The sequence below is a fragment of the Candidatus Zixiibacteriota bacterium genome, from assembly GCA_040752815.1.
Taxonomy (GTDB): domain Bacteria; phylum Zixibacteria; class MSB-5A5; order GN15; family FEB-12; genus JAGGTI01.
The window spans coordinates 1-13,873 of the sequence record JBFMGC010000065.1; the positions used below are offsets into that span (position 1 = coordinate 1).

Annotated in this window: 9 protein-coding genes; 4 read left to right on the forward strand and 5 right to left on the reverse strand. The window is 57.6% G+C overall.

Annotated features, from left to right (window positions below; genetic code table 11):
* Positions 1-1,699, reverse strand: a 1,699-nt coding sequence (locus AB1772_12060) for a hypothetical protein (GenBank protein MEW5797075.1), incomplete at its 3' end; no start/stop codon positions are given.
* Positions 1,700-2,611: 912 nt separating this feature from the next.
* Positions 2,612-3,142 carry a redoxin domain-containing protein gene (locus tag AB1772_12065; protein MEW5797076.1) on the reverse strand — a complete coding sequence of 177 codons (531 nt, stop codon included), beginning with the start codon at positions 3,140-3,142 and terminating at the stop codon, positions 2,612-2,614.
* 388 nt (positions 3,143-3,530) lie between these two features.
* Between AB1772_12065 and AB1772_12070 the strand changes: the two genes are divergently transcribed.
* Together AB1772_12070 and AB1772_12075 are read left to right on the forward strand one after the other, a co-directional pair.
* Positions 3,531-4,856, forward strand: a complete 1,326-nt coding sequence (locus tag AB1772_12070; protein MEW5797077.1) for a pitrilysin family protein — start codon at positions 3,531-3,533, stop codon at positions 4,854-4,856.
* Positions 4,853-6,220 (forward strand): pitrilysin family protein, encoded by a 1,368-nt coding sequence (locus AB1772_12075; GenBank protein MEW5797078.1) that lies wholly within the window; start codon positions 4,853-4,855, stop codon positions 6,218-6,220. Before AB1772_12070 ends, AB1772_12075 begins: the two co-directional genes overlap by 4 nt.
* Before the next feature lie 165 nt (positions 6,221-6,385).
* Here AB1772_12075 and AB1772_12080 read toward each other — a convergent pair whose 3' ends face one another.
* The 3 genes from AB1772_12080 to AB1772_12090 all read right to left on the reverse strand — a co-directional run bounded on the left by AB1772_12080 (position 6,386) and on the right by AB1772_12090 (position 9,196).
* The gene (locus AB1772_12080) at positions 6,386-6,805 is read right to left on the reverse strand and encodes a secondary thiamine-phosphate synthase enzyme YjbQ (GenBank protein ID MEW5797079.1); all 420 of its coding nucleotides are present in this window, start codon (positions 6,803-6,805) and stop codon (positions 6,386-6,388) included.
* A complete protein-coding gene (gene thpR / locus AB1772_12085; protein ID MEW5797080.1) occupies positions 6,802-7,359 on the reverse strand; it encodes an RNA 2',3'-cyclic phosphodiesterase in 558 nt (185 codons plus the stop codon). Before thpR ends, AB1772_12080 begins: the two co-directional genes overlap by 4 nt.
* Positions 7,360-7,462: 103 nt before the next feature.
* Positions 7,463-9,196 carry a hypothetical protein gene (locus tag AB1772_12090; GenBank protein MEW5797081.1) on the reverse strand — a complete coding sequence of 578 codons (1,734 nt, stop codon included), beginning with the start codon at positions 9,194-9,196 and terminating at the stop codon, positions 7,463-7,465.
* 330 nt (positions 9,197-9,526) lie between these two features.
* On the opposite strand from AB1772_12090, the gene AB1772_12095 reads away from it, so the two are divergent.
* Positions 9,527-12,181 (forward strand): protein kinase, encoded by a 2,655-nt coding sequence (locus AB1772_12095; protein MEW5797082.1) that lies wholly within the window; start codon positions 9,527-9,529, stop codon positions 12,179-12,181.
* Between the two features lie 13 nt (positions 12,182-12,194).
* The gene (locus AB1772_12100; GenBank protein ID MEW5797083.1) at positions 12,195-13,832 is read left to right on the forward strand and encodes a SpoIIE family protein phosphatase; all 1,638 of its coding nucleotides are present in this window, start codon (positions 12,195-12,197) and stop codon (positions 13,830-13,832) included.
* Positions 13,833-13,873 lie beyond the last annotated feature (41 nt).

Genomic DNA, 13,873 nt, shown 5'->3' on the forward strand with positions numbered 1-13,873 from the left:
CGTCGAGGTTCTGTTCTTCGACTACATCAGATGATGTCTGCGCGTAAACTTCGGTGATGTTGTTCAGCGGGTTGGTTTCATCGGGAGGGAGATTTCCCCTGCCACCGGCGTAGCCAAAGTCAAAGACCGTCACGCTGACAAAGTAAGGAACTGTCGGCAGCAGGTTGTCGATGATGTACTCGTACTCGTAGAATTTCGGCAGGCGGCGGCCGTGTTCCATGGTGATGTCATCATCGGTCCAGAGCGTCGAATCAGTGCCGGGATTGACAGCGTCAGGATACGCCTTGTGGATGCCGGTAATAGAACTGAGATCAGCTAAGTTGGCATCGACCGGGGCGAAGTAGAACGCGCTGTCACCCTCAAATCGTGGGCGTTCGCGGGGATAGCGCAGCGGATCGAATTCAGGATCGTTGTGGATGATTCGGAGAGAGTCTAAGCTGTACGGCGGATCGTCGTTGATCCAACGATTCGCACCACTGCCAAGCTCATGATACTTGAACCGGAAAAAGTCCTCTTTGTCATAGCTTGACAGAATCGCCAGACTCGTTCGCCTATTATCCAGCCCCGTATAGACGCGATACCCCTCGAAGTCAACCAGCCCGGAGAAGCGGTCTTTGGTTGTTTCCGAGAGGTACCCGTTCCAACGTATGACAATTCTCCCCGGCTCGGTCTCGAACCTCGTGAACGGTATTGGCGGTGGGGTGTTGCCGCGAAAGTCTGGAACACCGTCCCCTTTGTACCAGGTCGTCTCGCCTTCACACACGCGGAAATCGCCGAAGTACCCGTCGCTGTCCGTATCTACTCCCGGATTGTCATACACCCACTGCGCCCAGCGAGCGTTAGTGGCGAGTTCTGAGAAATCGAGCTGATCGTAATACTGCTGGGGAAACGCCGGATTGAGCACCGCATACGGATCGTTGTGCACATTGTCGCCACCAACAACGGCGATGGTGAAGGTGATGTGTTCTTTGACAGGGATGTCAAAGGGTCCGAAGGAATAGACACTGATTACGGACCACCCCCTCGCTATCTCGTCCCCAAAGTACCACGACGGCATCCAGCCCTCGTGTTCCACCCCCGCAAACAACTGATCGTAAGCAATGTCGCCCCGGCCCATCACATAATAGAGGTTATTGTTGCTGCCCGGCCAGGCGTAGAAAGGATTGAACGATCGCCAAGGGTCGGTGTTGGTTGGCCTCCTCCTTGGCCCCCAGTCGCTATTGTAGTCGGCGTCCCAGGCAAACCAGGTGTAACCTACGTGGACAGGTCCTTGAGAGTTGCCAAGAAGAGTAACTCCCACCGCCCCGCGCTGTGACTGCCAGGTGAAACGCCCATCTACGGGATCGCCGTCGTTGTCCATGCTATAGGCAACGTTGAGAGTATCGCGAAAGTCGCAAATGTCATCTGCTGGGTAGTGGCGAAGGAAACCGGTCAAGTTGTCGCTTATCGGATACTCAAATAGCGCCGTACCAACACCGTTATACCAATAACCTATATACACATCAGTCAAGTCTCGATGCCCTACATTGGCAATCCCATAGTCAATAATGACGAAGTCGTCGACGGTTGCCCCGCTCCACGCCATGGACCGCTGAACGACCCGGAGACCGGTCGGGGCGAAGCGGCGCCAGTCCCAGGTGTGCGAATTGACGTCACGACCCGAAACCACGGTGTCCGCATAAGTACATTGGAGGTCCAACTCTGATCTCGCCTCGACTGAGAAGTATGGACTAGTCTGGTCATGGGAGCGGATGCGCCAAATGCCGCCGTATGACAGGGAATCAACTGCGAAATTAGAAAATGAAAAAACCGTGTCCTTTCCCGCGATACCGCCCGCTAACAGCATTCCATCAATGTAGGTATTCCCGCTACCTCGTGGATAAATACAGCCAAAAATAGAATCGCCAGTAATCGGATCCGCGAACGGAATGGGCACTATTCTATCCCATGAACCTTCCCAGTCGGGAAACCCCCAAACACCGGGCAGTACTGTCAATTGGATGTTTCCCTGGCTGTGGGCTGCTATGTCGGGATGCACACTTTGAGCATTGAGTTGGCCCCCTGCCAGGAGCGCAAGAATCGGCGCGTATCCACTTATGTGAATAACTTGGAGCCAATGCTTCAAGGCAACCATATGATCACCCTCAGGAGACATACTACTCTAAGATGAGGCCGCCCGTTCGCCGTTCCCAAGGTTCTATATTATAGTTCTACGAATATCGCGTCCACTCGTAAGAAACCATAGCTCCGCCAGAAGGAATAGTGCTCTCGCATCAATCAATCAGGACAGAGGTAGGTCCAATCGCACGGATCATTGCCCAGCTGTATACATTCCCAAACCCAATAACCCCTATAGACCCACTCTCCGTGTCCTTCTTTGAATACCCATTCCTCGTAAGGCGGAGGGCACCAGGCAACAACGCAACATGGTTCTGGTTCGGCCTGTGCCTTGCTGGCCATCGTGAAACCGATCGCGAACACAAACACAAACACAAAAAGGTAGCAGTACGCTACCACAACGTTCCTCGTATTCATGGGAATAACCGTCCTTTCTCTCCAAAGGAGATTTAAGGTTTCAGGAAAGGGACGGCGAATCGGGCGGCTTTTCATATTATTCCTTTGCACCGTAGGTCGAAACCCCTGCGGTTTCGACATCACGGCTGCGTACTTCCTCGAAAAACCGCTCGTAATCACTGGCCAACAGCGTATTCGCGTGAATCTCCTCGATCACGAGAGAACTGTTGACGAGCAAATTAAACGGAAATGTCTGAATCTCCAGCGCACTCTCGAAATATCGCTCCTCATCATATAAGATTGCACACCCCAAACCGTAATCCGCTCTGAGCTTTTGCAAGTGCAGCGGATTGGCGGAGGTGATCAGCAAGACATGTTCGTTGTCATCCGGACCGCGGGCGGATTCGCTCAGTCGCTCAAGCTCAATCAGGCAGGCATCGCAGTCCGGCTTGACAAATGTAATCAGCGTTTTATCAATCACCAACTCCGACAGCCGATGCCACTGGCCGTCGATGTCCTCAAGGCTGAAGTCCATGAGGGTATCGCCCACCTGGATCGTCCCCATCTTCCTCAGGATTGCGGCGGTCTGCTCGGAGGCCTGCTTGCGGTACTCATCGGTATTCCACATCCTCCGCAGCGCATCCACAATTCCAGCCGATTGTGTCCCAAGAAGATAGCCGACACCAAGGAGCGCTACCCCCCCATAATCACTACTTTTGTACTCTTGATTCGAACCATCGCGACCTCCCGTGCTTTCAGTTCTGCCCACCCACAGCAAGCTGTGGGCCACCAGTCACCAGTGGCGGGTATGAAGCAAACCCGCCCAACATCCGACAACAGAATACTCTACGCGAGTGTGTGACGCAAGTGGAAAAGCAACATGTACCCATCGCAAAAACTCCCCCCGGATAATCAACCGCCGCAATCATGGGTCGCCATCAGCAACATTGCTTCGCGACGCGGCGTATTGTACTTTGACTACGATGTTTGAACCAGGCCACACAAGGAGGCTGAGATTGCTTAAACGAATCATTGTCGCACTTGCGGCGGCGCTCGTGCTCGGTGCCGGGTCGGCGTGGGCGGATTTCCAACTCGATGTCCGGGAATTCCGTCTCGACAACGGCCTGACAATCCTGATGCTGGAGAATCACACCGCCCCGGTTATCACCTACTACACCTTCTACAAAGTCGGTTCGCGCAACGAGCGACGGGACAACTCCGGGGTCAGCCATTTCTTCGAACACATGATGTTCAACGGTGCGGAGAAATATGGTCCGAAGATGTTCGACCAGGCGCTCGAATCGAAAGGCGGACAGAACAACGCATACACCAGCATGAATGTGACGGCCTACTATGAGGATTTCCCGGTCGAAGCGCTCGAGCTCGTGTTCGACCTTGAATCCGACCGCATGGCCAACCTTGCCCTGGAAGAAGAGAAGGTCAAATCCGAGGCTGGAGTGATATCGGAAGAACGGCTGGTCGGGGTAGACAACGACAACGAGGGCATCATGTACGAGGAACTCTTCGCCACCGCATTCATAGCGCACTCGTACGGCGCTCCCGTTCTCGGCTGGATGGAGTCGATCAGGAATTTCAACCGGGCCGACTGCGTGGAGTATTTCAAGACGTACTACGCCCCGAATAACGCCGTGGTGGCTATCGTGGGGGATATCGACACTCAGAAGACGCTCAAATTAGCGAAACAATATCTGGGCGGGCTGCCGCCCGGACCGCCGCCACCCAGGGTCCCGCGATACGAGCCGGAGCAGCGCGGCGCCAAACGGGTCTTTATCGAACGGCAGGCCGAGCACGAGCATATCATGCGTGGCTATCACATCGGTGACAAGGACAGCCCCGACCTGTTCACGCTGGAGGTGATCCAGTTTATCCTGACCACCGGTGAATCCAGCCGGATGCACCAGTCGCTGGTCAACGATCTGCAACTGGCCCTCTATCAATATGGCGGGTTCGAGTGGGGGCTTGACCCGTCGCTGTTTTACTACTACGTCGCGGTCGCTCCAGGCGTGGATTACGAAGCCACCGAGAGGGCGTTTGACTCGGTGCTTAACGAATTGACCGACAACGGCCCCACTCCCGACGAACTCCAGAAAGCCAAGAACAGCCTTACCGCCAATTTCTACAAAAACTACAAGACCAACAACGGCACCGCCCATGAGCTGGCGCGCTACCAGACGCTCTACGGAGACTGGAAGGCGATGTATAACTTCGTGCCGGGTGTCGAGGCGGTGACTGCCGGTCATGTAAAGGAAGTGATGGAGAGGTATTTCAAGTCGAAGAATTCCACCACCGTGATTCTTGTCCCCGAAGGAGGCCAGTCATGAAGCGGGTGATGATCATTGTGTCGATGGCCGTGCTCCTGTCCAGTGCGGTGACAGCGAAGATCACGCTTCCAACTAGTAACGAATTCAAACTCGATAACGGTTTGACTGTAAGTGTTATCGAGCGCCCGCAGCTGCCGTTGTTCTCGCTGCAGCTGACCTTCCGGGCCGGGTCGACTTTTGACCCGGCGGGCAAAGAAGGGCTGGCGTCGCTGGCCAGCGACATGCTTATGCGCGGCACGGCAACTCGCAGCGACAAGCAGATAGCTGATCAGATCGCGTTCGGCGGCGGCACGATGACCAACACCTGCGGGTTCGTGGCGGCCGGTTTCAACGGTGAGTTTCTCACCACGCAGGGCGAGCAGGCGATTGAAATTCTCGCCGACCTGGTACGTAACTCGACCTTTGCCACCGAGGAACTCGAGAAAACTCGCACCCGCACGCTCGGATTCCTGCAAAGCCGACGGGAGAATCCGGGCACGGTGGCCAACGACGCTATCTGGGAGGCGATTCTGGGCGACAGCCGGTACGCGCACTTCAGCGGCGGATTGTCTCACTCGGTGCAGGCGCTGACACGGGATGATATCGTGCAATTCGCGCAGAACCACTACACCCCGGACAACTGCATCCTGGTTGTGTGCGGTGACATAACGACTGCCTCGGTGCGCGAGTGGGTCACAAAATACTTCGGTGACTGGACCGGCCGGGCTGTGCTCGCGCCCGAAGAGACGTCGTTCCCAACTGTCACCGGTCGCGAGGTGGTCATCTACGACAAACAGGATGCCACACAAACACAGATCAGGATCGGCGGCAACGGCATACCGCTGAATCATCCGGACTACCCCGCACTCGAAGTGGCGCGCACGGTTTACGGCGGCACGTTTGCGTCGCGGTTGATGGATGAGATCAGAGTAAATCGCGGTCTCACCTATGGCGTGAGCTGCCGCGCGTCGCGGTTCAAGCCGGGCGGGCTGCTCTATGTCACGACCTTCACGAAGAACGCGACTGTCGCCGAGGTTATCGATATCATCTTCAGCGAGGCAGTGCGTATACAAGAAGAACCGATGCCGGATTCCGAGTTGGCCGACGGCGCGAATTATCAGTGCGGCACGTATCCGCTCGATTTTGAAACGAACGATGCGCTGGCCAGCGTGTTCGCCAACATGTGGTTGAACAACCTCGATAAATCGTTTTACGAGGACTTCCAGGAGAGACTTCGCGCGGTAACTGTGCCGCAAGCGATGGCTGCGGCGAGGTCGTATTTCCCTCGTGACATCTACAAGCTGGTGCTGGTTGGGAAGGCAGACGAGATCAAGTCACAGGTGGAGAAATACGGCCCGGTGACGGTGCGACCGTTCACCCAGTAGGTCGGGTTCACGAGCGCCGAGCGGAGCGAGGCGCGAGCAACCCGACATCTCTTCAAGTGATCGGCAGGCCTCCGGGCCTGCCGCGACACAAGACGCCGGTCTTGTGATCCTGCCCGTCGCACTCGGCGGGGTCCCGCTACGGCGGGCAGACGAAGCAGGCCCGCCCTACTCGCCGATGACTTTCACGAGCACTCGCTTGCGGCGGCGGCCGTCGAACTCGCCGTAGAATATCTGCTCCCACGGTCCGAAATCAAGCTTGCCGTTCGTGATTGCCACCACCACCTCCCGCCCCATAACCTGGCGTTTGAGGTGGGCGTCGGCGTTGTCCTCGCCGGTAGCGTTGTGGCGATATTGTGAGATTGGCGCGTGGGGCGCGAGCCTCTCGAGCCACTTTTCGTAGTCATCGTGAAGGCCGGATTCGTCGTCGTTGATAAACACCGATGCGGTTATGTGCATCGCATTGACCAGCACCAGCCCCTCTTTAACTCCGCTCGCCCGCACACAGCTTTCGACTTCAGGAGTGATGTTGATGAACGCTCGCCGCGACGGCACCTGGAACCAGAGCTCCTTGCGGTACGATTTCACGCCCGCTGCTCCTGGGTCTTGCCAAGGGGGTAGGTTTCCTCGATCTGATGAATCGCCCGTTCCGATGAGAGAAAACTCGAGAACAGGCAAAACTCCCTGACCTCAAACGACGGCAGACGGAACAACCCATACTGGCTGAGATACGTGGCCAGCCGACCGGGCGGAGTCTCGCGGATTTTCGCCAGGCCGACATGCGGGGCGAATTTCCGCTTCTCATGTTCGAGCCCGGCCCGCACCAGAGTCGTTTCAACCTTGTTGCGAAGCTGTTTCAGGCGGTCGTTGCCGTCGACCCCGGCCCAGAGCACCTGCGGATCGCCACGCGGAGGGAAGTAGCCGGTGCCTTTGATCGTAATCTCGAACGGCTCCAGCCGAATAGTCGCCAGCGCCTCGCGGGCATCACGAAACACCGCCCCGTCCACCTCACCGATAAACTTCAGCGTAATATGCATCTGCGACTGGTCCACCCACTTGGCGCCAGGAAGACCATTGCAGATTTCGGTAAGGCCCTGCTTGATTTGGTCCGGGAGATCGATGGCTACAAAGAGTCGGTACATGTTGAACTCCTTTAATGGGACAACGCGCGGCGGCCCTGGCCCGTTCCAATAAGTAAGATCTGTGATGGCCCGTTGTCAATTCACTTGCCGGAGCGGACCAGCTTCAGGATTTGCGGCAATTCCGCGCCATCTCAGTGACGGCGGCCTGATACCGCAAATGGCGGTTGCAGCGAAGGACATACTCGCGCTCGTGGGGGCAGCCCTTGCCACGGATGACGCCGACCAGGTCGGATTTCTCTTTGGAAGTCCATCGTGCGAGGTCAGGAATGCCGACAAGCATCGGGGCCATCCGCTCCAGCGCGATACGTTCGTCCTTCGTCCATCGCCCCGTCCCGCGAATCCCGAGCAGGCGTGTAATACTTGCCACCGAACGCCTGATTCCCTCTTTCCGGTCACCGTCATATCTCTGCGCAAGCAGTCGTGTGACGGCGTACCCCAGGTCGGCGACAGAAAGCTCCTGCCAGTTGTTCATCATGTTCGGATCCCAGTGGAAGAACACATCGCCCTTGGAGAGGCGCTTCATCGTTTTGAGCGGCGTGCGATAGTTGGCCCGGCTTCGGATTTTCGTGTACTCTCGGTCAGCCAGTCTGCGTACGCGCGGGTTAACCGAGCGGAAACCGAGCTTGTAATAGAACCAGAATGCACCAGAACGAAGAGCCTCGTCATCATCATAGCCCATCTGCGTCTTGCGGACGACAAACGCTCTCGATCCGAAGTGATGGTAAAAGAGCCGGAAAAACTGCTCTATCGCGAACGACGATTCTCCGCCCCGGAACGCCGGAAATGTATTGATGGCGATCTCCACGCGATCAAATAGTGTGGCTGCCACACCGTATCCGACAGCGATTCCATTACGAACGAGCATCGCGCCGAAATTCGTTTCCAGCGGCAGGCGCACGTCCGGTAACATGCCGTAGATCAGTATCTGCAGGCCGCGTCCCGGCTCGACCAGGTAGACTTCGGCAGGATTCGCGAAGGTAATCGGAAAGAGTTCGCGGTTGCGTACTGCCAGGGCCTCGTTGATGGCCTGCACGTATACTCGACCGTCGCGCAGAGAGAGCAGCCGTAGCGGCGAGGCCGGCTTGGCGAGTTCCGCCCGCAAATCCGTCGTACGTCGCAGGAACGGCGTGTGCTGGTAATATATCGTATGTGCGGGCAAGCGCGCGAGGGTGCGCGACGCGGCCGAATCGCCCAGCTTCCAGAGCACCGGCAGGTCCAGGTCATCGTAAAAGTATTGCCGAAGCTCGACCGGCAAATCCGATGAACTCAGAAGCTTGACTAGCTCCTGAAGTCGCGACCTTGTGTTACGCCCCCTGGCCATCTCCAGCCACTTCTCGATATCGAAATCATCATCGTTTTCGAGAGCGTCATTCTCCTGCCAGGCGGCGACAAAGGGGAAGAAGTTCTGAAGTTTGGCTGACAGATCATCACTGTCGGCGTCAGGACCGACGTCCATAAAATCCGCATACTTGGCATGCAGCCGCCAAGTCATTTCGTAGCTGTATGGGTGGGTGGTTTCGGTGCGGGCCATGCCGGTGTTGGCCAGCCTGCGACCGCGATTGTCACGCGAATGCAGCTTGTACCTGTCGACGCGTTGGCCGAATTGTCGGAGTTCTCGTTCCGCGATGCGGGCGATTTTCGGAGAGTCCGGGAACGCTCTCAGGAAAAGCAGCAGATCGTGATAGGCCGTAAGCTCCGATGGCTTCAGAAGGCTGGTACGGGACAATCTCGTGAGTATCGCAATCTTCTGAGCTGTCGCATCCGATTCGAAGCTGCTTCGCAGCTCTTTGAGTTGCTGAAGCAACTCGGACGTCGGCTTTGGCCTGGCTTTGGGCATGGGTATCGGATTCCTCCGTCACGACGGTTTGCGAAGGATAGCTGTCCGGATCGGCTCTGTCAATCAGACCTGTTATTCGATACCCCGGACAGGCCCCCAATGCAGCGGCGTGGGCGCAACAGGACCTACACGATTAGTGGGATGGCCCCGGGCTCAATACCCGACGCAAGTTGACCCGTTTCTTGCTTTGCCTGCAGCGACCCTCGCGGAACTTAGCGCTCCCGCTCGCTATTATAGTTGCGTAGACCTGTTTTGGTTACGTTTATTAGTATGGCGACTGTCAACAGGTCGGCGGCACCCAGGAAAACACTCAACCGTAAGGAATCGGCTATGACATTAGATGCCGGGCAGAAGCTGGGCCCATATGAGATTATCTCACGGGCCGGTGTTGGCGGGATGGGCGAAGTTTTCAAGGCGCGGGATACCCGGCTCGACCGCACAGTCGCAATCAAGATACTGTCGGCGCCAATCGCCGGCAACCCTGACATACGCCAGCGATTCGAGCGCGAGGCCAGGGCAATCTCGAGCCTCAATCATCCCCACATCTGCACGCTCTACGATGTCGGCTCCGAAAACGAGACCAATTATCTTGTCATGGAGTATCTCGAGGGGGAGACGCTCTCGTCGCGCCTGACTCGTGGGCCGCTTCCCGTTAACGAACTGCTCGCCTACGCCACACAGATTGCCGACGCGCTTGACAAGGCGCACCGGCAGGGGCTCATTCACCGGGACCTGAAACCGGGCAATGTCATGCTTGGAAAGTCCGGCGCCAAGCTGCTGGATTTCGGTCTGGCCAAGCTGCAGCCGTGGGGTGGGGTGATCCACGGTGTCAGCGGCATAACGCGCACCACGCCACTCACCGGCGAGGGGACAATTATCGGAACGCTGCAATACATGTCACCGGAACAGCTCGAAGGCCGTGAGGCCGATGCCCGCAGTGATATCTTCGCGTTCGGTGCGATCCTATATGAAATGGCCACCGGCAAGCGGGCGTTCGACGGCCGCAGCCAGGCGAGCTTGATCGCCGCTGTGCTCGAACGCGAACCGGCGCCGGTATCCCAGCTCGCTCCGTTGGCGCCCCCGGCGCTGGATCGGGTAGTGAGCAAATGTCTGGCGAAAGATCCCGAGGCTCGCTGGCAGTCGGCCCGGGACCTGACCGATGAACTCCGCTGGATTCAACAGTCCGGTTCTCTGGCAGGCGTACCGGCGGCGGTACAGGCGCGTCGCCGGTTCAGGCTTCGCCTCTCCTGGACAGTCGCAGCGGTAGCATCGCTGATCGCAGTAAGTCTGTTGGCGATACAGATCACCCGGCCCAAAACTGAGCCACTGGTCGCACGGTTTGCGATATCGCCACGCCATGATTTTTCCTCGGTATCGTGGCCGAGAATATCGCCCGACGGCAAGCTCTTCGCGTTTTTGGCAGCGGATTCCAGCGGAGCGCAGCGAATCTGGGTACGGCCGCTCAATTCGCTGGAACCCTACCCCCTGGTGGGCACGGAGAACGCCGGGCGTCCGTTCTGGTCGCCTGACAGCCGCCATCTGGCCTATTTCACCGGCAGCCAACTCAAGAAAGTTCCGGTAGGCGGGGGGCCGTCGCTGCTTATCTGCGAGGCCGACGGCGGCGCCGACGGCTCCTGGGGAGTCAACGACATGATCGTATTCGACGGAAGCATCACTGATTCTATTCGCATGGTGCCGGCCTCAGGAGGAGTAGCGTCAGCGGCAACTCAGATTGACCGCACGCGTGGCGAGCGCTATCACATGTGGCCCTGGTTTCTCCCGGATGGGGAGCATTTTCTCTATGTCGCCCAGGTAGACTCTGCGACCCAGTCAAACGGTATGCTGATGGTCGGCTCGGTAAGTGGAGACAAGCCAATTCCGCTGGTTCGTGTCGGCACTCGGATTGAATACAGCCCGGCCGGATTTGTCGTGTACATGACCGATAACATATTGGTCGCGCATCCGTTTGATGCCGGCAGTCTTCGCATGATCGGCGAACCGGTGCCGCTGGCCAACGATGTCCAGGCGGTCGGAGAGCCGGCGCATTTTTCGGTCTCGGACAACGGCACGCTGGTGTATCTTCGTGGCCAGGGCATGGGACAGCGTGAAATCCACCGGCTCAGTCGCTCAGGTCAGGACTTAGGCATGGTCGGCTCACCCGGGATGTACATAAACGTGGTGTTGTCGCCGGACGGCAGGAAATTCGCCTCTGAACGCACGGTCGAGCGGGGCAATTCCACCGACATCTGGGTATACGATCTGGAGCGTGACGTATCCTCGCGTCTGACTTTTGATCCGGCGGTAGAGGCTTGGCCGGTCTGGAGCGCCGACGGTTCCCGGGTGATTTTCGCTTCGAATCGCAACGGCAACCAGTTCCAGATCTATCAAAAGTCCGCTAATGGCCTGGACAACGACGAGCTGCTATTCAAGCACGACAGCGCATCGGTATTTCCCTTCAGCGCCGGACGGGACGGCCGCACGCTGATTGTGGGCGCGGCCCTGGGCAGGTTTGATCTCTGGCGGTTCGACATGGCCAGCAAGATTCTTGATACGCTGATTACCACGACCTTCAACGAACGCAGTGCGAGCCTCTCGCCCGATGGTCGCTTTCTGGCTTATCAGAGCAACGAGACCGATCGGCCCGAAATCTATGTCCGTGAGCTGAGCTCCGGCGGTGGCCGCTGGCAGATCTCCACCCGAGGCGGAAGGTTTCCTTCATGGCGGGCTGACGGCAAAGAGATCTTTTATGTTTCTACCGAATTCGATTTTGTCGCCGTACCGATTTCAACCGTAAACGGTTTTCAGGTGGGCTCCCCGGCTTCACCCTTCAACCGTCGGTATTATGGCGACCCTCAGGCGTCAATGAACCCATATCAAGCCTCCGCTGACGGCCAGCGATTTCTAGTTGTCTCTCAGGCGGCTCAGTCATCCACCGCTGAGTTTGTCATCACGCAAAACTGGGACAGCGAGATGAAGAAAAACTAGGCGGCGATCCCCCGTGTACAAACTGGTTGGGACATACGGTGAGCACAAAGTCGGGTGGGATCTCGCGCCGGGTAAGTACATTCTCGGACGGGGCGCGGATGCCACGCTTCTGGTAGCCGACAGCACGGTCTCGCGACGCCACGCGGCGATCGATGTCTCCGGCGACGGCAGCGAGTGTTTTATCGAGGACCTGGGCAGCCACAACGGCACGTTTGTAAACGGCCGCCAAGTGTCAACACGGCTGCAAATTCAACTGGGCGATCAGATCATGTTCGGCCAGACCCGCTTTCAACTGGTCGAGGAGGGGGTGACCCAGAGCGGCCTGCCGAGGACGGCCATTTCCGAATCGGTTCGTGAGCAGTCGATTTACGTGCCCATGCGCGAGGCGCTCAAACCGCTCCCGTCGCGAATAAAGGATATCCCCGAGCTCCTGCCCACGCTTTTTGAAATCGCCCGTAGTCTGGTGGACAGCGAGTCCGAGGAATTCATGCTGGATAAGGCGCTCTCGCTCATCTCGAAGGTGATCCCCGCCGATCGCCTGGCGATCCTGTTCGTCTCCCCGGACCAAAAAGAAATCTATACCGCCGCCACCGTATTGCCACAGGGAAAAGACCCCGGTCTGTTCACGCTCTCGCGCACAATTGTCAGCGAAATGCTCTCTCAGAAGAACGCGATCCTGATCGGCGATCCGCAGACCGACCCGCGGTTCGCCCAGCAGCAATCGATTGTCGTCTCGGAGATGAAATCGGCCATGGCGGTGCCGCTGCTCGACCAGGAACGTATTCTCGGCATTCTCTATGTCGATACCACTAACCCGCTCTACCGTTACAATGACGAATACCTACGTCTGCTGGCGACTTTCGGTAACATAGTCGCCTCCCGTTTGCTGAACTACACGCTGCAAAAAGAGCGGGAGGAGCGGCGTGTGATCGAAGGCGAGTTGAGGCGGGCGGCGGGGATTCAAAAGAAACTGCTCGTGACCGAGCCGACTGCTATCGCCGGCTATCAGGTGCATACGTTTCAATTGCAATCGCACCTGGTGGGGGGCGATCTCTATGATGTCGCGGTGCTTCCCGACGGCCGTATGGTGTTTTTGGTGGCCGATGTCAGCGGCAAGGGAATGGGCGCGGCGCTGCTCATGTCGAACATTCTGGCGGCTTTTCGAATACTGTACCGTGATCCGGATTTCAGTCTCGAAAAAGCTGTCGCCCGAGTCAACGCGCAACTCGTCAACTACAGCGCCGCGGAGGATTTTGCCACGCTGTTTATCGCGATTGCATCGCCGGACAGCAATGAAATCCGATATGTCAACGCCGGCCACAACCCGCCGCTGCTGGTCAAACCCTCCGGCGAGATGACCACGCTCGAACCGACCGGTGTGATTGTGGGAGCGCTGGATTTCGATGGCTGGACGCCGGAATCGGTACGAATGGCGCCGGGGGATTTCATATTCGCGTTCACCGACGGTGTCCCGGAGGCCACTTGCGGCGAGGAGCAGTTCACGGACCGGCGGCTTCGCGAGGTGATCGCGAAGAATTGCGGGGCGTCGCCCTGCGACATCGTGTGCTGCTTGATGGACGCAATCCACGAGTTCGTCGGCAAATCCCGCCAATCCGACGACATCACCATGCTGCTCGTCAAGCGGGTGTGAGGGGCTTGGAGGACAGGTTCGCTTCAAACCTGCCGTGCCAC

Coding starts and splice junctions, on each gene's coding strand:
- thpR (MEW5797080.1), bottom strand. CDS start 7,359: ATGTACCGACTCTTTGTAGCCATCGATCTCCCGGACCAAATCAAGCAG.
- AB1772_12075 (MEW5797078.1), top strand. CDS start 4,853: ATGAAGCGGGTGATGATCATTGTGTCGATGGCCGTGCTCCTGTCCAGT.
- AB1772_12095 (MEW5797082.1), top strand. CDS start 9,527: ATGACATTAGATGCCGGGCAGAAGCTGGGCCCATATGAGATTATCTCA.
- AB1772_12065 (MEW5797076.1), bottom strand. CDS start 3,142: ATGTGGAATACCGATGAGTACCGCAAGCAGGCCTCCGAGCAGACCGCC.
- AB1772_12090 (MEW5797081.1), bottom strand. CDS start 9,196: ATGCCCAAAGCCAGGCCAAAGCCGACGTCCGAGTTGCTTCAGCAACTC.